The sequence below is a fragment of the Microbacterium flavescens genome, assembly GCF_018588945.1.
Lineage (GTDB): Bacteria > Actinomycetota > Actinomycetes > Actinomycetales > Microbacteriaceae > Microbacterium > Microbacterium flavescens.
Map to the genome: position 1 here is coordinate 595,430 of NZ_JAFIWA010000001.1, position 22,543 is coordinate 617,972.

A 22,543-nucleotide genomic window follows, 5' to 3' on the forward strand; every position below is an offset into this window, starting at 1 on the left:
TAGGGCGCGGGGCGGACCCCGTACGCAATGCCCCGCGATCCTCGCGGGTTGCCCCGGTCCGCGGCGCCCGTGCCGGTAACCTGGCCCGCCGGAGGACACATGGACGATCGCTACGGCACCGACGTGCTGGCCGACGGGTGGCGCACGCGCTCGGCGAAGCAGCTGGCGCGGGTCGAGGCATCCCGCGATCTCGTCGTGGAGATCGCCCACGACGGATTCTGCGGAGCCGTCGTCGGTGTGGCGTCAGGCATGGTCGAGCTCGAGGACCGTCACTCGCGCCGGCGGCTCTTCCCGCTCGGGCCCGGGTTCCTCGTCGACGGAGCCGACGTGGTGCTCGTGGCGCCGACCGCGGTGCCCGCGAACAGCGGCCCGAAGCGCACGGCCTCCGGCTCGTTCGCGGCCGAGGACTCACGTGCCCGCGTCGCGCGGGCGAGCCGCATCTTCGTCGAGGGCCGCCATGATGCCGAGCTCGTCGAGAAGGTGTGGGGAGACGACCTGCGGGCCGAGGGCGTCGTGGTCGAGTACCTGCAGGGCATCGATCTGCTCGAGGCGGTGCTCGACGAAGAGCCGCCGTCGGCCACCCGTCGGTACGGCGTGCTCGTCGACCACCTCGTGCCGAACTCGAAGGAGTCGCGCATCGCCCAGGCGCTCGAGCGGGGCCGGCACGGACAGCACATCCGCATCGTCGGGCACCCGTGGGTCGACGTCTGGCAGTGCGTAACCCCCCGGGCGATGGGCATCGAGAAGTGGCCCGAGGTGCCGCGCGGCATCGAGTTCAAGGTCGGCGTCTGCCGTGCGCTGGGCTGGCCCGCCCGTGACCAGGCCGACATCGCGCGCGCCTGGCAGCGCATCCTCGGCGCCGTGCACAGTTACCGCGACCTCGAGCCGGCGCTGCTCGGCCGGGTCGAGGAGCTCATCGACTTCGTCACCCTCGACTGACCCGCTTGCCGTACCGCCGGGTCGTTGAGCGAGCGAAGCGAGACGAAACGCCTCATCGCGTGAGGCGTTTCGTCTCGGTCGCTGCGCTCCCTCGCTCAACGACCCGGTGAGTCGTACCCCGGGTCGTTGAGCGAGCGGAGCGAGACGAAACGCCTCTCGTCGCCTGACGCGTTTCGTCTCGGTCGCTGCGCTCCCTCGCTCAACGACCCAGCAGCTGCCACCCCGGGTCGTTGAGCGAGCGAAGCGAGACGAAACGCCTCATCGCGCTCGGTAGCCTGGGAGCGTGTCCGACTCCGTTCCCCCCGCCGACGACCCGCCCCGCACCTTCCGCGAGCGCCCGGTCTCGTTCGTCCGGCGCAGCGGCCGGATGTCGGACGCGCAGGAGCGCGCGTGGGCCGAGCTCGCCGAGGCATACGTGGTCGAGTCGCCGCGCGACGAGGCGGCCACGAGCATCCGTCCCGGCTCCGCCATCGACCCCGAAGCGGTCTGGGGCCGTGACGCCCCGCTGATCGTCGAGATCGGATCCGGCCAAGGGCACGCGATCGTGCATGCCGCGGCATCCCGCCCCGCCGACGACTTCCTGGCGATCGAGGTGTTCCGCGCCGGGCTCGCCCGCACCATGCTCGACGCCGACAAGGCGGGTGCGCGCAACCTCCGCCTCGTCGAGGCGAACGCGCCCGAGGTGCTCGAGCACCTGCTGCCCGAGGCATCCGTCTCCGAGCTCTGGGTCTTCTTCCCCGACCCGTGGCACAAGAAGAAGCACACCAAGCGGCGCCTCGTGACACCCTCGTTCGCGGCGCTCGCCGCCCGCGCGCTGAAAGACGGCGGCACGCTGCGCCTCGCCACCGACTGGGAGGACTATGCCCTCCAGATGCGCGCGGTGCTCGCCGCCGCCGAGGACTTCGAGCCTGCGTTCGAGGGGGAGTGGGCGCCGCGCTTCGAGGGGCGCGTGCTCACCGCGTTCGAGCGGAAGGGCGCCCGGGTCGGCCGCGACATCCGCGACCTGGCGTATCGGCGAAGGCCGCGACCGTGACCCAGCCGTCCGAGCCGCCGGCGCAGCCGCCGGCCCCGGATATGCAGCGACCGGATGCCGCGGCCGGCGACCGCTGGCGGGTGGTGCGTCCGCTCGGCCACCGCGACTTCCGGGTGCTGTTCGGCGCGGTGGTGCTGTCGATCTTCGCCGCCGGCATGTGGGCGGTCGTCATGGTCTACGCCGTCATCGACGCCGGCGGCGGGCCGCTCGGGCTCTCACTCGTCGCCGGGGCAAACGCCACAGGGCTGCTGCTGTGCGCAATCCCGGGCGGCATCGTGGCAGACCGCGTATCGCGCCGCACGATCGTGCGCGTGGTGGAGCTGACGAACTTCGTCGCGATCACGACGATCGTGGTCGCAGGCTTCGTCGGCACGGTCACGATTCCGCACCTGACGATCGTCGCGTTCGTGCTCGGCGCCGGCGCCGGGTTCTTCTTCCCGGCGTACAGCGCGATCCTGCCGCGCATCCTGCCGCAGGGGCAGCTGCTGGCCGCCAACGGGCTCGAGGGCGCGATCCGGCCGGCGCTGCAGCAGGCGGCGGGTCCGGCCACTGCGGGCATGCTGCTGGCCGCGCTGATCCCCAGCCATGCCGCGATCATCATCTCGCTCGCCTACGGGCTCGCGTTCGTCGGACTGCTCTTCCTTCGGGCCGAGCCGCCCGCCGCCCACGACGGGCCCGAGCGCGCGACATCCGTCTTCCACGATCTCAAGGAGGCGGTGGTCTTCACCGTCCGAACCCCGTGGCTGTTCGCGACGCTGCTCTTCGCGACGGGGTGGGTGCTGGTCTTCGTCGGTCCCGAAGAGGTGCTGCTGCCGTTCCTGCTGCGCGAGCGCATCGGCACCGACCCGCGGTGGTTCGGCTTCCTGCTGGCCGTCTACGGATTCGGCGGCGTCGTCGGGTCGATCGTCGTCTCGTCGATGAAGCTGCCGCGACGGTACCTGACGGTGATGAACGTCGTGTGGGGCGTCAGCACGCTGCCGTTCATCGTCGTCGGCGTCACCAACCAGTACTGGCTCATGCTCATCTCGATGTTCATCATCGGCTTCGGGTTCAGCTACGGCAACGTCATCTGGGGCACGCTCCTGCAGCGGCGGGTTCCCCGGCATATGCTCGGCCGAGTGTCGAGCCTCGACTTCTTCGTGTCGCTCGCGCTCATGCCTCTGTCCATGGCGCTCGCCGGGCCGGTGGCCGAAGTCGTGTCGCTGCAGACCATCTTCATCGTGGCCGGCATCCTGCCGCTGCTGTTCGCACTCATCGCGATCTTCGCTGCGCGCATGCCGCAGGACGAGATCGCCCACCCCCTGGATCACTGATGCCCGCGTCTCCTGCCGCCGCCCCCGTCGCCACGCTTCCCGCCTGGTCGTGGCACCTCGCGCCCGCGCTGCTGGTGTGCCTCGCCGCTCCGGCGTTCTTCGTGCTGCGCATCCCGTGGGTCGGGTGGGTGCTCCTGGCGGCCGGCCTCGCCGTGGCGCTGGTGATGGAGCGAGCGGATGCCGCGACCCGCGGCACCGGCAGCGAAGACGTCGCCGAGCCCGGCACGCGGTGCCCGAGCATCCTGCGCGATCTTTCTCTCATCGCGATCGGGATGCTGATCGTCAGCGCGATCCCGCTCGAGGCCGAGCTCGACAACGTCGCGTTCGTGCGGTTCGGTCTCGCGCTGGGCGGGGCGGTCGCCGTGCCGTACGTGATCTCGCGCTGGGTGTACCGGGACTACGCGATCCGGTTCCCGTGGCGCGGGGGCGGACGGTGGACGGCGTTCCAGTGGTCCTGGCTGGCCGCCGTGCTGGTGCTCGGCTGGCTGATCCTGCCGTTCTACTTCATCACCTCGGGCGTCTACCTCAACTGGCCGGTCGTCGACACCCCCGACCTCATCGCGCGGCTCTTCGTGGGCGTCGGCGCGGTGGGCATCTGGGACGAGCTGTTCTTCATCTGCACGTGCTTCGCGCTGCTGCGCCGGCACTTCCCGTTCTGGCAGGCGAACGTGCTGCAGATGGTCGTGTTCGTGTCGTTCCTGTGGGAGCTGGGCTACCGGGCATGGGGCCCCGTGCTGACCATCCCGTTCGCGCTGCTCATGGGCTACATCTTCATGAAGACGCGGTCGCTCGCCTACGTGGTGACGGTGCACCTGCTCTTCGATGCGGTCGTCTTCGCGGTGCTGGTGCACGCGCACAATCCCGGCGCGATGGACTGGCTCTTCCTCGTCTGAGGCGCCGCTCCCCGGGTGGTGCTCAGACCCTGCTCAGGCCGTGCCGCTAGGCTGGCTCGCGGATCCTCGACCGGATCCCCGGACGACGGATCAGTACCCGGTGAGCGACAAGACTGGCCAGGAGCACAGCCATGTCGTGGGTCATCCTCATCGTTTCCGGCGTCCTCGAGGCAGTCTGGGCGACTGCGCTCGGCAAGAGCGAGGGCTTCACCAAGCTCTGGCCGACCGTCATCTTCGGCGTGTCCCTGGCGCTCAGCATGGGCGGGCTCGCGTGGGCGATGCGCGACATCTCCACCGGCACCGCCTATGCCGTATGGGTCGGGATCGGGGCATCCCTCACCGTCGCCTACGCGATGATCACCGGCGACGAGGCGTTCTCGATCGTGAAGACGCTGCTCATCCTCGGACTCGTCGGCTGCATCGTCGGGCTCAAGCTCGTCGGCCACGAGTGACGCCGGCTCCGCCCCGGGGCGATCTTCATTCACCCGGGCGTCGCCAGCACCATCGCGTCAGGTCGTCTGGCGAGTGATCGCGCCGAGAGCATCGTGCAGGGCCGCGACGGCGACGTCCGGCGCCGCGACGCCCGCCACGAACCCGTCGGGACGCACCAGGTAGACGCGGTCGGCGGCGAGCCGCCCGAACGGGTCGCGTGCGTGTGCGACAGGCTGCACGCCCAGGCTGCGAGCGATGCGCTCGACTGCCGGCCGGTCGACGCCGTACCCGTGCAGCTGCCATGTGAAGTCGCGCAGCGACGCATAGTTGTCGCCGGTCCACGGCAGCCGGCGGCCGAGGACGTGCTCGCGTTCGCGGGCACCCGGCATCCGGTAGCGGATGCGCGTCTGGGAGACGTAGCCGTAGAGGCGCTCGCCGCGTGCGGCGCGGGGGATGAGCCGCACGGCCAGCGGACCGACGAGGGGCAGCAGGCGCGTGCGGACGAAGCGCGCGAGGCGGCTGCGTGACGTGACCCGCGAGAACACCGCGTCGGTGGTGCGCACGAGACGCTCCGCCACCGGACGGCGTTCGTGCTCGTACTCGTCGAGGATCTCCTCGGAAGCGTCACCGGCGACCACCTGGGCGAGCTTGCACGCCAGGTTGTGGGCGTCCTGGAGTCCGGTGTTCATCCCCTGCGCGCCGACCGGAGAGTGCACGTGGGCCGCGTCGCCGACGAGGAACACCCGACCGTCGCGGAAGCGCGCCGCGATCCGGTGGTGGGTGCGATAGCGCGAGAACCACGACGTCTCGGTGTACTCGACGCCGAAGCGGTCTGCGAGCATCCGCTTCGCTGCCTCTTCCGCGACCTCGTCTGTCACGTCGGGTGACTCGTCGGCGATGCCGAGGAGCCGCTGGTGTCCGGGCCCGCCCATCGGGAACGCCAGCATGAACCCCTCGTCCTCGACCCTGACGTTGACGCCCTCCTCCGCGAGGCCCGTCGCATCCAGCGCATCGGTGACGAAGAAGGACAGCGGGTTGGTCGTGCCTTCGAACGGGATGCCGCGTGCCCTGCGCACCGCCGACGAGGCGCCGTCGGCCCCCACCAGCCAGGCGGCGCGGAGTGTCACGGATCCGTCGGGTCCGTCAGCGACCACCGACACGGCGCCGTCGTCCTCATGGGCGTCGAGCGATACGAGCTCGTGTCGCCACAGGATCGTGGCGCCGAGCGCCTCGCAGGCGTCGCGCAGGATCCGCTCGTTGCGGCTCTGCTCGAGGATCTGGATGCCGGGGAAGGGGGTGATGGTCTGCCCCAGGAGCGCGAGCGGCACGGTGCCGAACTCGGTCCGGCCGTACCCGGGGTGGAGGGACGGCGCCCGCGTGGCTTCCGACAGCACACGCTCGGCGAGGCCGAGCTGGTCGTACAGTTCGACGGACCGCGCCTGCAGCCCCAGGGCGCGGGACTCGCGCGTCGGCCCGGACTTGCCGTCGATCACCACCACACGCACGCCGAGCCGGGCGAGGCAGGTTGCGGCCATGAGTCCACTGGGGCCCGCACCCACGACGATCACGTCGGTCTCGACATCCATCTCCCTAGCCTGGCATCGACCGGCGACGTGTCCGCGCCGTTTAGGCTCGCAGAGTGACTCCCGTGACGCTGCCCCACGACGCGGTGCTGCGAGCCGCGCGTCCGGGCGATGAGGCAGGCATCCTCGCGATGATCCACGCACTCGCGGTGTACGAGCGGGAGCCGGATGCCGTCGACAACACCGTCGAAGCGCTCACTGCGAGCCTCTTCGGGCCCGACCCGCGTGTGTTCACGCACGTCGTGGAGCGCGAGGGAACCATCGTCGGCATCGCGATGTGGTTCGTCACGTACTCGACATGGACGGGCCGGCACGGGATCTGGCTCGAAGACCTCTACGTCGACGAGTCGGAGCGCGGCCGGGGATACGGCAGGGCGCTCATCGCGTCCCTGGCGGCGGTGTGCGTCGAGCGCGGGTACTCGCGGCTGGAGTGGACGGTGCTCGACTGGAACGCTCCGTCGATCGCGTTCTACCGTTCGATCGGCGCCGTTCCGATGGAGGAGTGGACCACGCAACGGCTGATCGGTGACGATCTGGCGAACCTGGCGCGCCAGGTGGAGAGGAGCTGACATGGCAGACCAGCGCACGGAGCGCATCGCCGAGGTCGCAAAGGACCGCGAGCTGCAGGTCGGCGTCGCGGAGTCGCTGACCTGCGGACTGCTCGCGACGACGATCGGGGCGGCTCCGGAGGCCGAGTCCTGGTTCGCCGGGGGAGTGGTGGCCTATCGCACCGAGGTGAAGGAAACCGTCCTCGGGATGACCCCCGGTGTCGACACCTGCTCCGCCCAGTGCGCGGAGGAGATCGCGCGCGGTGTGCGGGGACTGCTCGACGTCGATGTCGCCGTGTCGACCACCGGCGTCGGCGGCCCCGATCCGCAGGACGGCCACGCACCCGGCACCGTCTACCTGGGCTGGGTGACGGCGGACGCCGCCGGCCACCGGTACCTCGAGTTCGACGGCTCGCCGAAGGAGATGCTCGATCAGACGGTGGATGCCGCGGTCGCGCTCCTCGAGGAGCTCGTCGAGGGCTGACCGGCCCGAGGCGTCATGCCTCGGGCTCGACCGGCTCCTCCTCGGGGTTGCCTGGACGGACCGCGGCATCGTCGCGGATGTCGATGCGCCTGACCCCGTCGCGCTGCGTCACGTCGATGCGCGGCGCGGCGTCCTCCTCGGTCGAATCGGGCGCGGCGAGCAGCTGATCGCGCCGCTTCTCCTCGTCGGTCATGCCATCGTTCATCGCGCGATTCCTCTCATGAGCGGATGCCGCACACTATCGAGCGGGGACCGCCCAAGGTCATGGGCTTGACAGCGGGAACTACCCGAACGCTCGCCATCTCGCCGATGCCCCGGTCAGGCCGTCGGTGCGCTGCTGCGCCGCGAACCGACTCGAGCGCTCATGATGGCCCTGGACCAGCGACTTCACCAGGCGGCTGAGGCCGTCGGTCCGCGGGCGGGCGTGCGCGGCATAGGGCAGATCAGGATCTCTCGACATCGTTCTGGCAATCGATGCAGGTCTCGGCGTACGGCAGCACTTCGAGTCGCGCGGCGACGATGGCGGCACCGCAGCGGATGCAGCGCCCATACGTCCCCTCGGCGATGCGGTCCAGCGACGCGCGGATCTGGTCCACGACCCGACGTGTTGCTTGGGCGGTCATGTAGGTGGCGGGATCGACGCTGGGGATCGCGCGCGGAGCGAGCTCGCGAAGCACCTCTTCGCGTCGCGTCAGCTCCGTTTCCAGAGTGACGCGGATCGACTCGATGTCGAGGTCCGGTGCTGAGGTGGGCTGGATGGAGGTGTCGGTGATCATGAGGTGTCCTGTTCGGTGTGAAGTGCGGGCCGGCGGGTGCCTCTGCGAGGCGCGGGAGCCGCTATCGGCTGTGTGCGTAGCGCGGCAGCAGTTCCCATGCGCGGGGGGCGCGGTTCGCCGCCTCGACCAGCCGGTGCTGGTGGAGTCGGGTTGCGAGGTCGCGGAGCTCCGCGGTCGCGGCACGCAGGCTGAGGTGACGTCGCTCGACCTGGGCGACGACGCGGCTGATCTGCGCTCGCGCGTCGGCGGAGATTCCCCACGGGCGGCGAGGGAGGGCGCGGAGAGCCGCTTCCGCGTCCAGCCGTGCGTTCAGAGCGGAGGGCGACCACGTGACGGGTGCGCTCTCGTGGGCCGGGGAGAGGCCCGGTGCATAGATTGTGTCTCGGTCCGCCTCGCTCGCGGATCGGGGACGACGGAAACGTTCGGTGATCATGACTTCCCTCCTCGGGGAACAAAAAAAGCGCCGCAGATGCGACGCGCTGGGTAGCCGGAGAGTCCGTGATCGGACACGGATTCAGGGCGGCGGAGCGCGGCGGAAGGAGCGGTAGAGCACATCAGCTCCCTGCACGTGCATCCGCGGCGGCAGCACCTCGTGCCGGGCGCCGGCGATGTCCATCGCACGGGTCACCACGGTGGCGTCGGAGGGACGCACCGGGGCGGGAGCAAGAACGGCCATGGACATGCCCTCACCATAGCCCGGAAGAAAAAAAAGGCAAGTCGGCGGGGTTTTTCTGTCGGGTCGTGCCCGGAATTGACTTCCTGTGGAAGGCGGCTATGGTCGGGGGTTCACCCGCCAGCCGAACGAAGGGGAAGCGAGTTCCGATGTCTGGGAAGTCACCGCAATCGCGCGGAGTCAAGAAGGTCGCACAGTTGTCGATCAAGGAGAAGCGCGCGGCCAAGCGCGCCAAGCGTGAGCCGCAGGAGTTCATCAAGCCGCGCAAGGCCGCGGGGATGTGATCCTGCGCTGCCCTGACGCGTCATCGCACCCGCCGGTCCTCTCGTAGGAACGGCAGCAGGGCATCGAGCAGAGCCGCGGGCGCCTCCTCGGCGACGTGGTGGCCGGACTCGACGCCGGCGCCGGAGACGGAGTCGGCCCAGTCGCGCCAGATCGCCAACGGATCGCCGTAGAGCTGTTCGAGGTCGTCTCTGAGCGACCAGAGCACGAGCAGGGGCACGGTGATCCGGCGCCCGCGGCGCCGGTCCTCCTCTTCGTCTTCACGGTCGATCGTGAGGCCGGCGCGATAGTCCTCGAGCATGGCGCGCACGACGTCGGGGTTGCGCATCGCCGCGCGCCATTCGGCGTGGTTCTCCGCGCCCATCACCGAGGGGTCGCCGAGATACCAGGCATCCGGATCTGCGTTGATCACCCGTTCCGGAGTCTCGGGCTGTGCGAAGAAGAACCAGTGCCACCATGCGGTTGCGAACCGGGCATCCGCTCGGGCGAGATGTTCGCTGATCGGCAGGCAGTCGATCAGCACCGCGCGATCCAGGCGGTGCGCGTGATCGAGCGCCAGGCGCAGACCGACATAGCTTCCGCGGTCGTGGCCGACGACCGTGAAACGCTCGTGGCCGAGCAGGGTCATGAGGCGGGTCATGTCGCCGGCGACGGCGCGCTTCGAGTGCGCGCGGTGGTCTGGCGTCGGCGCCGGCCCGCGCGAGGCTCCATAGCCGCGGAGGTCGGGAACGACGACCGAATAGCCCGCCTCGGCCAGCGGCGGCGCGACGGCATGCCACGTCGAGCCTGTTCGAGGGTGGCCATGCAGCAGAAGGACTGCCGGTCCGCTGCCGCCGTGGCGCACGTGCACCACGCTGTCATCTGCGACCGCCACGTCCTCGATCGCGAAGCCGTCGAACATCCGACCAGCATGCCGCAATGCCCGGCGAGGACGCCGCAGAAGCGGAATCCCGGGGTCAGGTGCTGGGGCCGAGAACGCGGCCGTCGACGTCGCCCGCGGCATCCCCTTTGAGTTCGATGAAGATGGTGTGCGTCGCGGTGCGACCGATGTTCGCGCCCGCGTGACGCTGTGCGGGCAGCCACATCACCTGCTCGGCGGACATCTCGACGTCACGCTCTCCGGCGTCCGTGGTCAGCCGACGCTGGAAATCGGTCAGGGTCACCATCACGCTGTTCGGATGCACATGCGGCGTGGTGGTCTCGCCCGGCTCATCTCGGTACTCCAGCACGCGGACGAGCTCGTTCTCCAGGATCACGCGGTAGTGCGCCGGGTTGGTCGTCACCGGATCTTCCTCGGCCATGGTGGGAGCGTACTCCGCGCGGAAGCCCGACCGAAGTGCCGATCGCCGCTACCGTGAGACCCACTCCGATCATGGAGGGCCGACCCGAGATGAGGGCTCAGTGACCGACGCAGGCAGGCTGGTACGACGACGGAGCGGCCGCGTCATGAAGTCACCATCACGAGCACCGCGAAACGTAGCCGCTCTGGTCATCGCCTTCGCAGCACTCGCGCTGGCCGGCTGCGTCGGTGTGTCGACCACTGGGATCGAGTCCACGCGCTCTGCGACGCCGCCGGCGCCCGTGGAGGCCGTCGACCTTGCGACGGGGGAGACCGAAGAGGATGTGGACGTCACGGTGGCCGCCGGCGCCGACGGCGTCGGCGTGACGTTCCGGGAGATCACGATCGCGCCCGGCGCGGGAACCGGTGAGCACTGCCACGATGGCCAGCTCATCGCCGTCGTGAAGCACGGGACGCTCACGCACTACGCCCCCACGCATCCGGGCGGCGTTCGTGCGTACGAGGAGGGCGAGGCCATCATCGAAGGCCCCGGCTACGTGCACGAAGGCGTCAATGAGGGTGACGTCGACGTCGTGCTGTGGGTGACGTACATCATCCCGGAGGGCGACCCGCTCGCCGAGACCGACCTTGACCAGTGCGAGGCGTGAGGGGTCGAGGTTTCAGCGACCCCGCCCGATGTGCTCGGCTGCGCGACTGAACCTCGCGGCCAGGCGCTCGAAGGCATCCTTGAGCTCGTCGCCCTCGACGACGTCGATGTCGGCGCCGAGCTGCGCCAACCGCAGGGCGAGCGCGTCGGGATCATCCGAACCCAGCTCAACGCGGGACGTGGAGTCGTCCACCACCTCTACCTCGACCGGCAGGCGAAGCGCGGCGGCGACTTCCGACGCCGCGGCGTGGACCACCACACGTGCGCGGTAGTTCCAACTCGCCTGGACGATACGCCTGACGACGTGTTCGACGAGATCGTCTTCCGCGATCACACGTGGGCGGAATCTCACGCCCGTCGGCGGGTGCGGAACCATGCGATCGACTCGGAACACTCGCCAGTCATCACGGTCGAGGTCCCACGCGAACAGGTACCAGACGGGTCCCCAGCTCACGAGCCGCTGCGGCTCCGTGTGGCGAGAGCCTTCGCTTCCACGATGCGTGGTGTAGCCGAACCGGAGCCGTTCATGGCCGCGGATGGCGGAGGCGACCGCACTGAGCACCGAGAGGTCTGGTCGCGGTTCGGTCCCCGGAACGACGCTGGTCGCCTCTCGTACCGCGTCGACGCGCCGCCGCAGGTGTGAGGGCATCACCTGCTCGAGCTTCGCGAGCGCGGTGAGCGAGGTCTCCTCGACACCGAGCCTCCAGGTCGCCACCGCACCCAGTCCGACGGCGACGGCGACGACCTCGTCATCATCCAGAAGCAGCGGCGGCATGGCCGTGCCGGCGGCCAGCCGATATCCGCCTGCCGTGCCGGGACGAGCGTCCACGGGGTAGCCGAGCGATCGCAGCTTTCCGATGTCGGAACGCACCGTTCGCGTGCTCACCTCGAGCCGGGCGGCCAGCTCGGAACTCGTCCAGTCGCGTCGTAGCTGCAGCAGCGACAGGAGTTCGAGCAGACGGGCCGAGGTCTCCAGCATGTTCTCGATCATTCCTGACATTGCGGAACCTCGTCTTCCGCATTGCTTGGAATTGTCGCTGGTATGAACAACTCCACCGCGCTGACGCCGTTCCGCATCGACATCCCGCAGTCCGACCTCGACGACCTGCACGGGCGACTCGCCCGCACCCGCTGGCCGATTCCCGCGCCGGACCGAGGGGACCGTGCGGACTTCAGCCGAGGCATCCCGTTGCCGTACCTCCAGGAGCTCGCCGAATACTGGCGCGACGGATTCGACTGGCGCGCGCAGGAGGCACAGCTCAATGAGCACGCGCAGGTCACAACCATCGTCGACGGCCAGACGTTCCACGTCGTGCACGTGCGATCGGGGAACCCGGGTGCCACTCCGCTGCTGCTCAATCACGGCTGGCCGGGCTCGTTCGTCGAGTATCAGCGGCTGATCCCGCTGCTGACCGACGAGTTTCATCTGGTCGGCGCGTCGCCGCCCGGCTTCGGCTTCTCTACTCCGCTCTCCTCAAGCGGATGGGAACTCGCGAAGACGACGGATGCCTATGCCGAGATCATGACTCGGCTCGGCTACGAAAGGTTCGCGGTGCACGGCTCCGACATCGGTTCCGGTATCGCGGGCCGCCTCGCGGCTGTCTACCCGCAACGGGTCATCGGTGCGCACCTCGGCGTCGATCGCGCCGTGCTCGGGTTGGTCGGCGTCAGGTTTCCCTCGCCCGACGGTCTGACCGACGACGAGCTGGACCAGCTCGCGGCGCTGCAGGGGGAGGGCGCGGCAGAGCGTGGCTACCTCGAGATGCACAACCACCGACCCGACACGATCGGCCCCGCCCTCACCGATTCACCCGTCGGTCTTCTCGCGTGGATCGGCGAGAAGTTCAAGGTGAGGAGCGGTGGCGGTGGGCACCGGGCGCCCGTGGTCGATCGCGATCAGCTGCTCGCCAACATCAGCCTCTACTGGTTCACGCGCAGCGGCGCATCGAGCGCGCAGTTCTACTACGAGGGAGAGCACACCGAACTCGAGTTCGCATTCGCTCCGGAGGTGCCGTCAGCATGGGTGGCGTTCGACACGCACCCGCTCATCCGCCGCACGATGGACCCGTGGAACGCGGTCGGCCATTGGACCGACCACGCTGAGGGTGGCCACTTCCCGGCGATGGAGGAGCCGCAGCTGCTCGCGAACGACATCCGCGACTTCTTCCACAGCATCTCGTGATGGCGTGACAGGGGTCGGCGGGCGGGGGCCCGCCGGCCCGGCACTCGACGTGTACCGGACGTGATGCTCGGAAGACATTGCTCCTCAAACACGTGAGGTCGGGGTCTCCCAAGGCGTTGCCGCCTGAAATGCCAGGGACTTCGCGACGATGGCGCTAGCGTTCGGGTAGGTCGTGTCGATGACGGAGTTGAAGTGGCAGAAGAAAACCCCTGGAACGTTGCACGTCTGATCCCGACATCGGGGATCAACGGTGCTGAAGAGCAGGAACGGCGCGCAACTTCCGCGCTGCTCGCGGTAATGAGTTCGGTCAAGGAGTATGGCCGCGTCCTCACAAGCCGAATGGGTGCGCCTGCGGGCGCGATTGAGACGTTTATCGAGGTGCCATTCGTTCTGGGTGACAAAAAGGTCTTTCCGGACGGTCTCATTCGCGTGAAGCGGGGCAGCAAGGTCTGGACAGCCCTCGTCGAGGTCAAGACTGGCAACAACGAGTTGCAGCGGGAGCAGCTGGAAAACTATCTCGATGTCGCGCGAGAACGCCGCTTCGATGCGCTCTTGACGATCTCAAATGAGATTTCCCCCGCGGCAGGCGTCCATCCGACCGTTGTCGACAAACGCAAATCGAAGTACGTCTCAATGCACCACTTGTCGTGGACCGAAGTGCTGACCGCGGCGGTGATGCAGAAGGAATTTCGTGGAGTCGCCGATCCGGACCAGGCATGGATCTTGGGTGAGTTGATCCGTTATCTCGAGCACCCGAAATCGGGCGCCGTCGAGTTCACGGACATGGGGCCGAGCTGGGTGCCCGTTCGGGATGCGGTCTCGAGCGGCACGCTTCGCAAGAGCGACAAGGATGCGGCGCAGGTTGCAGGCCGGTTCGATGCGCTCCTCCGGTATGGCGCACTCAAGCTCGGGCAGCGACTCGGCGCCGACGTGACGCAGGTGTTGTCGAAGGCGGAGGTCGCAAACCCGGCACTTCGGATCGCAGCCGTGACCGACATGCTGGTGAACGAGGGCAAGATGTCTGGCGCGATCCGGATTCCCAATGCCGTGTCGCCTCTGACCGTCACCGTCGATATTCGCGCGGCACAGATAGCTTGCTCTTTCGCCACAAGTGCTCCTGCCGAGGGTAGGCCAACAACGAGAGTCAACTGGCTGCTTCGCCAACTGAAAGACGCACCCGACACGCTGCGTGTCGAAGCTTTCGCTGCACGTCAACGAGGCGGCACGGCAGAGCTCCTCCGAACTGCGCGTGAGGACCCAGGCGTACTTGTCGCTGACCCCTCGAAGGAGATCAAGTCGTTCACGGTCACCTACCTCGGAAAGATGGGCGGCGCGCGATTGGCGGGGCGGTCAGGCTTCATCGATTCAGTGATGGACGCGATTCTCGTCTCCTACGACTTGGTCGGCCAGCGTCTCAAGGACTGGTCGGCCGCACCTCCGAGGCTGCGCAAGCCTGAAGAGGTCGTAGTGGAAGAGAAGGTGTCGAAAGACCTGCCCTCAGCTGCCCTCTCATCCCAAGACGACGAGCTCGCGGGAGCTTCGGGAGCCGCCGCACAGTAGGGTCTGCTTCCAACGGACGGCTGCCGATGGCGAGACACCGGATGTGTCGCGTCTGACGCGGGGCCAGCTATTCGTCAGCGCTTGCGGCGCGATCGTCTCGGCCACACGGAGTGCGCGACCGAGATCCCAAATACGGACCACGCCGCCAGCAGCACCCCACCGTTGAAGACGACACACCCCAGCAGCCCGTGCGGGGGAGAGCCTGCCGTTACTGCGCAAGCCCCAGGTCGGCCTGGCCACCGCTATCGTGCGCAGCGGACCGGACCGTGTGCGCACGCCGTTGGACACGGTCACGTGCGCGGTGACTTGGCGCAGCGGAAAAGAAAATCCCAGGATGACCTGGGATTTTCTGAGTGCCCCCGACAGGAATCGAACCTGCGACCTTTGGTACCGGAAACCAACGCTCTATCCCCTGAGCTACGGAGGCGTGCCGATCGAGGTTACCATCCGCCGAGGGCATCCCCGTGCCGTCAGGGAGCGACGATGTCCTCGTCGAGCGGAGCGTCGGCCACGACATCCGTCGCCTCCGACATGGCCGCGATCGCAGCCGCTACGCGCTCCGCGAGGTAGGCGTGGCCGGCGGTCGACGGATGGTCGCGGCCGATCTCGCCCGTGTCGATGATCTGGAGGTAGTTCTCCGGCGTGATCCAGTTCTCGTCCAGGGGCGAGACGTACCACCAGCCGCGCTCTGCGGCGAGAGCGGCGAGGTCGTCGTCGATGCGCGCCGTCGCCGGCTCGACCGGGAGCACCTGCGGCGCGGGTCCGAGAATGACGATCGCCGCGTCGGGGTACAGCGACGTCAAGGAGTCCCACACGGCGTTCACCGCATCGCCGTACCCCTTCGCGGGCAGACGACGGTCATTGATCGATCCCTCGACGATGATCAGGTCGGGATCGACCGCCGGGTCGAGGGCTGCGACGCGCTCGCCGTACGAGCCGCCGTCGAGCCCGGGCTTGAGGTATCCGCTGCCGCGGACGCCGTCGACGATCGTCTCGCCGCCGAGGTGGTCGGCCAGGAGGTACGCGAACCCGAGGCTCGGCACGGTCGCCGCCGAGCCGTAGACCCACGAATCCCCGAAGACGAGCACGCGGGGCTGATCGGGCAGCGCGAGGGCTGGCGGTGCGCTGGAGACCGCAGCCGACTCCGCCTCCACCGCGACCGGTGCCGACGGCACGATCCAGGGTCGCCACATGCCGAGCGCGCAGACGACGGCGACGGCGAGCGCGGCGCCGACCAGCGGCAGCCACGGACGCCGTGCGCGGAGGCGTCCGGGCGCGTGCATGCACCGAGGGTACGTCACGATCCGGTGCCCGCCATTCCCCGTCCGGAATCGTGGGGAAAGCACGCGTGAATCTTGAGCGATCCGGGGCCGCCGCGCGGGCGGCTTCGGCCGCTGTGCACAAGCGCAGGAACCGCCCTTCCCGGCATGCGAGGATACTTCGGTGCAACGCGTCGTGACCGCCGAACTGGACCTCGATCTGGGGTCGTCCGTCGACCTCATCTTCCAGATCACAGCGGCCCAGGCGGTGCCCCTGATCAGCGAGCAGCTGACCTTCACTCAGGGCGACCGCGTGTACACGCCGACCGAGATCGTCGACCAGTCCGGCAGCCGGCTGCACCGGCTGATGGGGGAGTCGGGGCGCCTCGAGGTGCGCTACGAAGCGACCGTCGAGGGGCAGGCCGCAACGAGCCGCACGAGCGACCTGGAGGCGATCACCTACCTGCGCCCGAGCCGCTACTGCCAGTCCGACGAGGTGTTCCAGCAGGCGCGACGGCAGTTCAAGGGGCTGCAGGGCCACGACCTCATCGCAGCCGTGTCCGACTTCGTCGCGACGAGCACGACGTACACCCCCGGTCTGAGCCACGGCACCGACAGCGCCGTGACGACGCTCATGACGGGGCAGGGCGTGTGCCGCGACTACGCGCACGTCGTCATCGCGCTGCTGCGCGCGATGGACATGCCCGCGCGCTACGCCGCGTGCTTTGCGCCCGGCCTGCAGCCCATGGACTTCCATGCCGTGGCCGAGGCCTATCTCGACGGCGCCTGGTACGTCATCGACGGCACGCGCCTCGCGAACCGTCGCTCGCTCGTCCGCATCGCGACGGGGCGGGATGCCGCGGACTGCGCCTTCCTCAGCTATCACGGCGGCTACGTCGGCCTCCAGCGCATGCGTGTCGACGCATGGGTCGTGCCGGACGACGTCGAGGGGGCTGAGGGCGGGGCTCCGGCGGCCGGCGGAACGGAGACGCCTGTGGAGGCATCCGATCCGGCGGGGGATGACTTCTTGGAGCTTGTGCAGCTGGCGTGAGGCTCTGCGCAGGCTCGGGGGCGTTTCGTCTCGCTTCGCTCGCTCAACGACCGGGGGGTAGCGGGAAGGGGCGCGCAGCGCGCGAACTAGACTGGTGCGGTTATGAATCCCGACGCCCTTTCCGCCGCCCTGCTCACCGTCATCGCCCCGCTGGCGGAGGCGCGACGACCCGGAGCGGCCGAAGGGCTGACCGCTGCCGACCTGCCGCTCGAGCGGCCGAAGAACCGTGACCACGGCGACTGGGCGTCCAACGCCGCCCTCAAGCTCGCCAAGACACTCGGTGCCAACCCGCGTGAGTTCGCCGCCGAGGTGGCCTCGGGCCTCGAAGCCGTCGACGGCGTGGCGAGCGTCGAGGTCGCCGGACCCGGCTTCATCAACATCCGACTGGATGCCGCGGCCGCCGGTGCCCTCGCGAAGACGATCGTCGACGCCGGCACTGCATTCGGCAGCAACGACTCGCGCTCCGACGAGATCATCAACCTCGAGTTCGTCTCGGCGAACCCGACCGGGCCGATCCACCTCGGGGGCACGCGCTGGGCGGCCGTGGGCGACTCGCTCGCGCGCATCCTCTCCTCGCAAGGCGCGCAGGTGACCCGCGAGTACTACTTCAACGACCACGGTGCGCAGATCGACCGGTTCGCGCGCAGCCTCGTCGCCGCGCACGAGGGACAGCCCACGCCGGAGGACGGCTACGGCGGCGCCTACATCGGCGACATCGCGCGCCGGGTCGCGCTGGCGTACGAGGGTGACATCGACAGCCTCGACGCCGAAGCAAAGCAGGAGGCGTTCCGCGCGCTCGGCGTCGGCTTCATGTTCGAGGAGATCAAGAAGAGCCTCCACGACTTCGGCGTGGACTTCGACGTCTACTTCCACGAGAACGACCTCCACGAGTCGGGCGCCGTCACGCGGGCCGTGGAGCGTCTGCGCGAACAGGGCCACATCTTCGAGGAGGACGGCGCCGTCTGGCTGCGCTCGACGACCTTCGGCGACGACCGCGATCGTGTCGTCATCCGCTCGAACGGGACGCCCGCGTACATCTCAGGCGACCTGGCCTACTACCTCGACAAGCGGGAGCGCGGCTTCAACCGCTGCATCATCATGCTCGGCGCCGACCACCACGGCTACGTGCGGCGCATGATGGCGATGTGCGCGGCGTTCGGCGACGAGCCGGGCGTCAATCTGCAGATCCTCATCGGGCAGCTGGTGAACCTCGTGAAGAACGGGCAGCCGATGCGCATGTCGAAGCGCGCCGGCACCGTCGTCACGCTCGAGGACCTCGTCGAGATCGTCGGCGTCGACGCCGCCCGCTACGCGCTGGTGCGCAGCTCAGCCGACTCGAACCTCGACGTCGACCTCGACATCCTGCAGAAGCGCACGAACGACAACCCCGTCTTCTACGTGCAGTACGCGCACGCGCGCACCCACAACGTCGGGCGCAACGCAGCGACGTCCGGCGTCGATCGCTCGGAGTTCGCTCCCGAGCTGCTGTCGCACGAGACGGAGTCCGCACTGCTCGGCGCCCTGCAGGAGTTCCCGCGCATCGTGGCGTTCGCCGCCGAACTGCGCGAGCCGCACCGAGTCGCGCGCTACCTCGAGGAGCTCGCCGGGCTTTACCACCGCTGGTACGACAACTGCCGCGTGATCCCGCTGGGCGACGAGCCCGTTGAGGCGGTTCACCGTACGCGGCTGTGGCTCAACGACGCCACCGGCCAGGTGCTGCGCAATGGACTTCACCTTCTCGGCGTGGGTGCGCCGGAGCGGATGTGATGCGATGACGGCCGCCGACGCGAACCCCACCCAGCCGCTGCCGGAGTGGGAGCAGCCGTCGACGCCCCGTCGCCGTCGCCGCGTCTGGCCGTGGCTCGTCGCCCTGGCGATCGTGGTCGTGCTGGCCGTCGTCGCCTGGTTCGTCGCGGAGGCGGTCGCCCGCGACCTCGTGCACCAGACCGTCGAGGAGGAGATCCGCGAGCGACTGTCGCTGCCCGCCGATCACCCGATCGACGTGGCGGTGCCCGGTGTGCTGATTCCGCAGCTCATCGGCGGGACGCTCGACGAGCTGACCGTCTCGTCCGAGGACGTCCCGGTCGGGGGGTACGAGGGCGACGTCACCGTGACGGCGACCGACGTGCCGATTCGCGGAGGCGCCGACATCGGGGGCGCCACGGCGACTGTGACGCTCGACGAGACGCAGCTGCGGACGCTGCTCGCCACCGTGGAAGGCTTCCCGGCCGACACCGTCGAGCTCGCCGACCCCGGCATCGATGTCGCGACCGAGCTTCAGCTGTTCGGTGCGGGCATCCCGGTCGGGGTGTCGCTGACGCCGTCGGTCGCGGAGGGCGACATCGTGCTCACCCCGACGGCGTTCGAGGTGGCGGGTGCCCAGATCGACGCCGCCCAGCTCTCTGATCAGTTCGGCCGGCTTGCCGCACTCGTCACGCGCGACTGGACGGTATGCCTCGCCCAGTACATCCCTGCGGGCGTCACCCTCACCGATGTGCAGGTCGACGGAGACGTTCTCGTCGCCGACGCCGACGTCGACGGAGCGATCGTCACCGACCCGTCGCTGCAGGCGAACGGCACCTGCGACTGACCCCTCGCGGGGCGTCACACATCACGGGCCCGGCATGGGCTGTGCCCTAGACTGCAAGGACCGTCCGGCGCGTGAACTCTCCGGTGCACGCGGCCGCCGGATCGACTGCGCGCCCGGCGTGTCCGCTGGATACTCCGCGCCGATCCGGTCGCCCGGGCGGTCCCGCGTCGAAGCCCGAACCGATTGGTCCTCCCCGTGTCCGCCCCTTCGCAGTCCCGCTCCCTGGCACCGGCATGGCTGGTCCCGCCGGGTGACGCCAACGCCCTCGCCCCGCTCGTGTGGCCGACGGCCTCGGATCGCGACGACGAGGGCGTGCTGCGGATCGGCGGCGTCTCCGCCACGGCACTGCGCGAGCGCTTCGGAACCCCGCTGTGGGTGCTCGACGAGGACGAGGTCCGCGCGACCGCCCGACGCACCCTCGACGCGTTCCGCGCGGCGGCGGCGCTCCACGGCGTGCAGGCCCGCGTCTACTACGCCGGCAAGGCGTTCCTGAGCACCGAGATCGTCCGCTGGGTCACCGAGGAAGGCCTCGCCGTCGACGTCTGCACCGGGGGCGAGCTCGCCGTCGCGCTGGCAGCCGGCGCCGATCCTGCCCGGCTCGGATTCCACGGCAACAACAAGAGCGTCGCCGAGCTCGAGGCCGCCGTCGAGGCGGGCATCGGCTCGATCGTGATCGACAGCCTCATCGAGATCGAGCGTCTCGCCGCGATCGTCGACCGCCGCGGCGTCCGCCAGTCGGTGCTGCTGCGTGTGAACAGCGGCGTGCACGCCGAGACGCACCATTTCCTGGCGACGGCGCACGAAGACCAGAAGTTCGGTTTCACGCTGACGGATGCCTCGGCCGCGGCATCCCGCATCCGCGAGCTTCCCGGACTCGATCTCGTCGGCCTGCACTGCCACATCGGCTCGCAGATCTTCGGCACCGCCGGGTTCGAGGAGTCCGCGTCGCGCATCGTCGAGCTGCACGCCGAGCTGCTGGCCGGCGGCGAGCTGCCCGTGCTGAACCTGGGCGGCGGCTTCGGCATCGCCTACACGTCGGTCGACGACCCCACCCCGATCGAAGAGCTGGCGGTCGGCATCGCCGAGGCCGTCGCGCGGCAGTGCGAGGTGCGCGGCATCCCGATGCCGAATCTCGCGTTCGAGCCGGGCCGAGCGATCGTGGGCCGCGCGGGCGTGACGCTGTACGAGGTCGGCACGACCAAGCCGGTCGAGGTCGATGGCGCGGACCGCCTGTACGTGAGCGTCGACGGCGGAATGAGCGACAACCCGCGACCGGCGCTGTACGGCGCGGACTTCTCAGCGCGCATCGCATCCCGCACGAGCGAGGCCGAACCGGTGCTGGTGCGGGTCGTCGGCAAGCACTGCGAGTCGGGCGACGTCGTCGTCGACGCGGAGTACCTGCCCGGCGACGTCTCGCCCGGCGATCTGCTGGCGGTGCCGGCGACCGGCGCCTACTGCTTCTCGCTTGCGAGCAACTACAACTACGTCCCCCGCCCGCCTGTCGTGGCGCTGCGCGGGGGAGAGGCGCGCGTCATCGTGCGCGGCGAGTCGGTCGACGACCTCCTCGCGCGCGACGCCGGCCTCACCCCGATGCCCGAGGAAGGGAAGAATCGCATGCCTGGATCGAGCGAGCGGCGTTCGTTGAGCGAGCCGCAGGCGAGACGAAACGCAGAGTCGAAGTGACCGATTACCGCCGTCTTCGCGTTGCGCTGCTGGGCGCCGGCGCCGTCGGGTCGCAGGTCGCCGCACTGCTCCGTCAGCACGCCGACGAGCTCGCCGACCGCGCCGGAGCACGTCTCGAGCTGATCGGCATCGCGGTGCGCGATGTCGACGCTCCGCGCGAGACCGACCTGCCCCGCGAGCTGCTCACGACCGACGCCGAATCGCTCATCGTGGGCGCCGACATCGTCATCGAGCTCATGGGCGGCATCGAGCCGGCGCGCACCCACCTGCTCCAGGCCATCAACTCCGGCGCCGACGTCGTCACGGCGAACAAGGCCCTGCTGGCGACGCACGGTCCCGAGATCTTCGACGCCGCCGACCAGGTGGGCGCCGAGGTGTACTACGAGGCCGCCGCGGCCGGCGCGATCCCGATCATCCGCCCGCTGCGCGACTCGCTCGCCGGCGACCGCGTGCAGCGCATCATGGGTATCGTCAACGGCACGACGAACTACATCCTCGACCGCATGGACACCGAGGGCGCCGAGTTCGCCGACGTGCTCGCGGACGCTCAGCGTCTGGGGTACGCCGAGGCCGACCCCACCGCCGATGTCGAGGGCTACGACGCCGCGCAGAAGGCGGCCATCCTCGCGAGCCTCGCCTTCCACACCACTGTCCCGCTCGACGCGGTCCATCGCGAGGGCATCACGTCGATCGACAAGTCGATGATGGATGCCGCGCGCCATGCCGGCTATGTCATCAAGCTCCTCGCCGTGTGCGAGCGACTGAGCGGCGGGCCCGGTGCTTCGGGCACCGGCGAGTCGATCTCCGTCCGCGTCTACCCGGCGCTGATCGATCGCACCCACCCGCTGGCGAGCGTCCACGGGGCGAACAACGCCGTGTTCGTGCAGGCCGAGGCCGCGGGCAACCTCATGTTCTACGGCGCCGGCGCCGGCGGGGTCCAGACCGCCTCGGCGGTGCTCGGCGACGTCGTGTCGGCCGCGCGACGCCACATCGCCGGCGGTGTCGGCGTGGGCGAGTCCACCCTCGCGAACCTTCCGGTCGTCCCGGTCGGGCGCGTGACCACCCGCTACCAGATCACCCTCGAGGTCGCCGACCAGCCCGGCGTCCTCGCCACGGTGGCCGGGATCCTCAGCGACGGCCGCGTGTCGATCGCGACCGTCGAGCAGACCGTGGCGGGCGAGGATGCCCGCACCGCGCGTCTGGAGATCGGCACGCACAAGGCTTTGGAGCAGGACCTCAGCGAGACGGTTGACCGTCTCGCCGCGAGCGGCGTCGTCGAGCGCGTCGTCTCGGTCCTGCGTGTGGAAGGAGACTGA

At 69.4% G+C, this 22,543-nt stretch carries 25 protein-coding genes, 1 tRNA gene and 1 riboswitch; of the genes, 16 read left to right on the forward strand and 10 right to left on the reverse strand.

Going from position 1 to position 22,543, the window contains the following annotated elements:
* Positions 1 to 99: 99 nt before the first annotated feature.
* From JX005_RS02740 to JX005_RS02760, 5 genes are all read left to right on the forward strand, one after another.
* Positions 100 to 939: a DUF3097 domain-containing protein gene (locus tag JX005_RS02740; RefSeq protein ID WP_214465855.1), complete on the forward strand. Its 840-nt coding sequence runs from the start codon at positions 100 to 102 to the stop codon at positions 937 to 939.
* 367 nt (positions 940 to 1,306) lie between these two features.
* Positions 1,307 to 1,972 carry a tRNA (guanosine(46)-N7)-methyltransferase TrmB gene (trmB, locus tag JX005_RS02745; protein ID WP_214466068.1) on the forward strand — a complete coding sequence of 222 codons (666 nt, stop codon included), beginning with the start codon at positions 1,307 to 1,309 and terminating at the stop codon, positions 1,970 to 1,972.
* Positions 1,969 to 3,285, forward strand: a complete 1,317-nt coding sequence (locus JX005_RS02750; protein WP_372447311.1) for an MFS transporter — start codon at positions 1,969 to 1,971, stop codon at positions 3,283 to 3,285. The genes trmB and JX005_RS02750 overlap by 4 nt, the downstream gene beginning before the upstream one ends.
* Positions 3,285 to 4,178, forward strand: coding sequence for a CPBP family intramembrane glutamic endopeptidase (locus JX005_RS02755; RefSeq protein WP_214465856.1), 894 nt, complete (start codon positions 3,285 to 3,287; stop codon positions 4,176 to 4,178). Before JX005_RS02750 ends, JX005_RS02755 begins: the two co-directional genes overlap by 1 nt.
* A gap of 56 nt (positions 4,179 to 4,234) precedes the next feature.
* A riboswitch (guanidine-III (ykkC-III) riboswitch) is annotated at positions 4,235 to 4,300 on the forward strand.
* A gap of 9 nt (positions 4,301 to 4,309) precedes the next feature.
* Positions 4,310 to 4,630: a DMT family transporter gene (locus JX005_RS02760; RefSeq protein ID WP_214465857.1), complete on the forward strand. Its 321-nt coding sequence runs from the start codon at positions 4,310 to 4,312 to the stop codon at positions 4,628 to 4,630.
* Between the two features lie 57 nt (positions 4,631 to 4,687).
* On the opposite strand, the gene JX005_RS02765 is transcribed toward JX005_RS02760, so the two are convergent.
* Positions 4,688 to 6,196, reverse strand: coding sequence for an FAD-dependent monooxygenase (locus JX005_RS02765; RefSeq protein ID WP_214465858.1), 1,509 nt, complete (start codon positions 6,194 to 6,196; stop codon positions 4,688 to 4,690).
* Between the two features lie 83 nt (positions 6,197 to 6,279).
* Here JX005_RS02765 and JX005_RS02770 point away from each other — a divergent pair, with 83 nt between their 5' ends.
* Entirely contained in the window at positions 6,280 to 6,762 is a 483-nt protein-coding gene (locus tag JX005_RS02770) for a GNAT family N-acetyltransferase (protein WP_214466070.1), read from the forward strand.
* A gap of 1 nt (position 6,763) precedes the next feature.
* Positions 6,764 to 7,225 (forward strand): CinA family protein, encoded by a 462-nt coding sequence (locus tag JX005_RS02775; protein ID WP_214465859.1) that lies wholly within the window; start codon positions 6,764 to 6,766, stop codon positions 7,223 to 7,225.
* Between the two features lie 13 nt (positions 7,226 to 7,238).
* On the opposite strand, the gene JX005_RS02780 is transcribed toward JX005_RS02775, so the two are convergent.
* From JX005_RS02780 to JX005_RS02795, 4 genes are all read right to left on the reverse strand, one after another.
* Positions 7,239 to 7,430, reverse strand: coding sequence for a hypothetical protein (locus tag JX005_RS02780; protein WP_214465860.1), 192 nt, complete (start codon positions 7,428 to 7,430; stop codon positions 7,239 to 7,241).
* A gap of 238 nt (positions 7,431 to 7,668) precedes the next feature.
* Positions 7,669 to 8,001 (reverse strand): TraR/DksA family transcriptional regulator, encoded by a 333-nt coding sequence (locus JX005_RS02785; protein ID WP_214465861.1) that lies wholly within the window; start codon positions 7,999 to 8,001, stop codon positions 7,669 to 7,671.
* Between the two features lie 61 nt (positions 8,002 to 8,062).
* A complete protein-coding gene (locus JX005_RS02790; protein WP_214465862.1) occupies positions 8,063 to 8,434 on the reverse strand; it encodes a hypothetical protein in 372 nt (123 codons plus the stop codon).
* An 81-nt stretch (positions 8,435 to 8,515) separates the two neighbouring features.
* Complete coding sequence (locus JX005_RS02795; RefSeq protein WP_214465863.1) at positions 8,516 to 8,683, reverse strand: hypothetical protein; 168 nt, start codon at positions 8,681 to 8,683, stop codon at positions 8,516 to 8,518.
* A 140-nt stretch (positions 8,684 to 8,823) separates the two neighbouring features.
* Between JX005_RS02795 and JX005_RS16220 the strand changes: the two genes are divergently transcribed.
* Positions 8,824 to 8,958 carry a hypothetical protein gene (locus tag JX005_RS16220; protein ID WP_281421994.1) on the forward strand — a complete coding sequence of 45 codons (135 nt, stop codon included), beginning with the start codon at positions 8,824 to 8,826 and terminating at the stop codon, positions 8,956 to 8,958.
* Between the two features lie 20 nt (positions 8,959 to 8,978).
* Here JX005_RS16220 and JX005_RS02800 read toward each other — a convergent pair whose 3' ends face one another.
* Both JX005_RS02800 and JX005_RS02805 read right to left on the reverse strand, forming a co-directional pair.
* Positions 8,979 to 9,857 (reverse strand): alpha/beta hydrolase, encoded by an 879-nt coding sequence (locus tag JX005_RS02800; protein WP_214465864.1) that lies wholly within the window; start codon positions 9,855 to 9,857, stop codon positions 8,979 to 8,981.
* Between the two features lie 55 nt (positions 9,858 to 9,912).
* The gene (locus JX005_RS02805) at positions 9,913 to 10,257 is read right to left on the reverse strand and encodes a cupin domain-containing protein (RefSeq protein ID WP_214465865.1); all 345 of its coding nucleotides are present in this window, start codon (positions 10,255 to 10,257) and stop codon (positions 9,913 to 9,915) included.
* A 145-nt stretch (positions 10,258 to 10,402) separates the two neighbouring features.
* Between JX005_RS02805 and JX005_RS02810 the strand changes: the two genes are divergently transcribed.
* Positions 10,403 to 10,903 (forward strand): cupin domain-containing protein, encoded by a 501-nt coding sequence (locus tag JX005_RS02810; RefSeq protein ID WP_214465866.1) that lies wholly within the window; start codon positions 10,403 to 10,405, stop codon positions 10,901 to 10,903.
* Positions 10,904 to 10,915: 12 nt separating this feature from the next.
* Here the strand turns inward: JX005_RS02810 and JX005_RS02815 are convergent, their stop codons facing one another.
* On the reverse strand, positions 10,916 to 11,881 hold the full coding sequence (locus tag JX005_RS02815) for a helix-turn-helix transcriptional regulator (protein WP_214465867.1): 966 nt from the start codon (positions 11,879 to 11,881) through the stop codon (positions 10,916 to 10,918).
* A 63-nt stretch (positions 11,882 to 11,944) separates the two neighbouring features.
* Between JX005_RS02815 and JX005_RS02820 the strand changes: the two genes are divergently transcribed.
* Positions 11,945 to 13,084, forward strand: coding sequence for an epoxide hydrolase family protein (locus tag JX005_RS02820; RefSeq protein WP_214465868.1), 1,140 nt, complete (start codon positions 11,945 to 11,947; stop codon positions 13,082 to 13,084).
* Positions 13,085 to 13,276: 192 nt separating this feature from the next.
* Positions 13,277 to 14,644: a hypothetical protein gene (locus tag JX005_RS02825; protein WP_214465869.1), complete on the forward strand. Its 1,368-nt coding sequence runs from the start codon at positions 13,277 to 13,279 to the stop codon at positions 14,642 to 14,644.
* 354 nt (positions 14,645 to 14,998) lie between these two features.
* On the opposite strand, the gene JX005_RS02830 is transcribed toward JX005_RS02825, so the two are convergent.
* Together JX005_RS02830 and JX005_RS02835 are read right to left on the reverse strand one after the other, a co-directional pair.
* Positions 14,999 to 15,071 (reverse strand) — tRNA-Arg (locus JX005_RS02830).
* A gap of 43 nt (positions 15,072 to 15,114) precedes the next feature.
* Complete coding sequence (locus JX005_RS02835; protein ID WP_214465870.1) at positions 15,115 to 15,927, reverse strand: SGNH/GDSL hydrolase family protein; 813 nt, start codon at positions 15,925 to 15,927, stop codon at positions 15,115 to 15,117.
* Positions 15,928 to 16,087: 160 nt separating this feature from the next.
* On the opposite strand from JX005_RS02835, the gene JX005_RS02840 reads away from it, so the two are divergent.
* The 5 genes from JX005_RS02840 (at position 16,088) to JX005_RS02860 (ending at position 22,543) form a co-directional block, all read left to right on the forward strand.
* Complete coding sequence (locus JX005_RS02840; protein WP_214465871.1) at positions 16,088 to 16,954, forward strand: transglutaminase-like domain-containing protein; 867 nt, start codon at positions 16,088 to 16,090, stop codon at positions 16,952 to 16,954.
* A 102-nt stretch (positions 16,955 to 17,056) separates the two neighbouring features.
* Complete coding sequence (argS, locus tag JX005_RS02845) at positions 17,057 to 18,721, forward strand: arginine--tRNA ligase (protein WP_214465872.1); 1,665 nt, start codon at positions 17,057 to 17,059, stop codon at positions 18,719 to 18,721.
* A 4-nt stretch (positions 18,722 to 18,725) separates the two neighbouring features.
* Positions 18,726 to 19,544 (forward strand): LmeA family phospholipid-binding protein, encoded by an 819-nt coding sequence (locus JX005_RS02850; protein ID WP_214465873.1) that lies wholly within the window; start codon positions 18,726 to 18,728, stop codon positions 19,542 to 19,544.
* Between the two features lie 195 nt (positions 19,545 to 19,739).
* On the forward strand, positions 19,740 to 21,227 hold the full coding sequence (gene lysA / locus JX005_RS02855) for a diaminopimelate decarboxylase (RefSeq protein WP_214465874.1): 1,488 nt from the start codon (positions 19,740 to 19,742) through the stop codon (positions 21,225 to 21,227).
* A complete protein-coding gene (locus JX005_RS02860; protein ID WP_214465875.1) occupies positions 21,224 to 22,543 on the forward strand; it encodes a homoserine dehydrogenase in 1,320 nt (439 codons plus the stop codon). Before lysA ends, JX005_RS02860 begins: the two co-directional genes overlap by 4 nt.

Excerpts from the sequence above, each read along its gene's own strand:
- JX005_RS02740 (WP_214465855.1), top strand. The coding sequence starts at position 100 with ATGGACGATCGCTACGGCACCGACGTGCTGGCCGACGGGTGGCGCACG.
- trmB (WP_214466068.1), top strand. The coding sequence starts at position 1,307 with ATGTCGGACGCGCAGGAGCGCGCGTGGGCCGAGCTCGCCGAGGCATAC.
- JX005_RS02755 (WP_214465856.1), top strand. The coding sequence starts at position 3,285 with ATGCCCGCGTCTCCTGCCGCCGCCCCCGTCGCCACGCTTCCCGCCTGG.
- JX005_RS02760 (WP_214465857.1), top strand. The coding sequence starts at position 4,310 with ATGTCGTGGGTCATCCTCATCGTTTCCGGCGTCCTCGAGGCAGTCTGG.
- JX005_RS02765 (WP_214465858.1), bottom strand. The coding sequence starts at position 6,196 with ATGGATGTCGAGACCGACGTGATCGTCGTGGGTGCGGGCCCCAGTGGA.
- JX005_RS02775 (WP_214465859.1), top strand. The coding sequence starts at position 6,764 with ATGGCAGACCAGCGCACGGAGCGCATCGCCGAGGTCGCAAAGGACCGC.
- JX005_RS02780 (WP_214465860.1), bottom strand. The coding sequence starts at position 7,430 with ATGAACGATGGCATGACCGACGAGGAGAAGCGGCGCGATCAGCTGCTC.
- JX005_RS02785 (WP_214465861.1), bottom strand. The coding sequence starts at position 8,001 with ATGATCACCGACACCTCCATCCAGCCCACCTCAGCACCGGACCTCGAC.
- JX005_RS02790 (WP_214465862.1), bottom strand. The coding sequence starts at position 8,434 with ATGATCACCGAACGTTTCCGTCGTCCCCGATCCGCGAGCGAGGCGGAC.
- JX005_RS02795 (WP_214465863.1), bottom strand. The coding sequence starts at position 8,683 with ATGTCCATGGCCGTTCTTGCTCCCGCCCCGGTGCGTCCCTCCGACGCC.
- JX005_RS16220 (WP_281421994.1), top strand. The coding sequence starts at position 8,824 with ATGTCTGGGAAGTCACCGCAATCGCGCGGAGTCAAGAAGGTCGCACAG.
- JX005_RS02800 (WP_214465864.1), bottom strand. The coding sequence starts at position 9,857 with ATGTTCGACGGCTTCGCGATCGAGGACGTGGCGGTCGCAGATGACAGC.
- JX005_RS02805 (WP_214465865.1), bottom strand. The coding sequence starts at position 10,257 with ATGGCCGAGGAAGATCCGGTGACGACCAACCCGGCGCACTACCGCGTG.
- JX005_RS02810 (WP_214465866.1), top strand. The coding sequence starts at position 10,403 with ATGAAGTCACCATCACGAGCACCGCGAAACGTAGCCGCTCTGGTCATC.
- JX005_RS02815 (WP_214465867.1), bottom strand. The coding sequence starts at position 11,881 with ATGCTGGAGACCTCGGCCCGTCTGCTCGAACTCCTGTCGCTGCTGCAG.
- JX005_RS02820 (WP_214465868.1), top strand. The coding sequence starts at position 11,945 with ATGAACAACTCCACCGCGCTGACGCCGTTCCGCATCGACATCCCGCAG.
- JX005_RS02835 (WP_214465870.1), bottom strand. The coding sequence starts at position 15,927 with ATGCACGCGCCCGGACGCCTCCGCGCACGGCGTCCGTGGCTGCCGCTG.
- argS (WP_214465872.1), top strand. The coding sequence starts at position 17,057 with ATGAATCCCGACGCCCTTTCCGCCGCCCTGCTCACCGTCATCGCCCCG.
- JX005_RS02850 (WP_214465873.1), top strand. The coding sequence starts at position 18,726 with ATGACGGCCGCCGACGCGAACCCCACCCAGCCGCTGCCGGAGTGGGAG.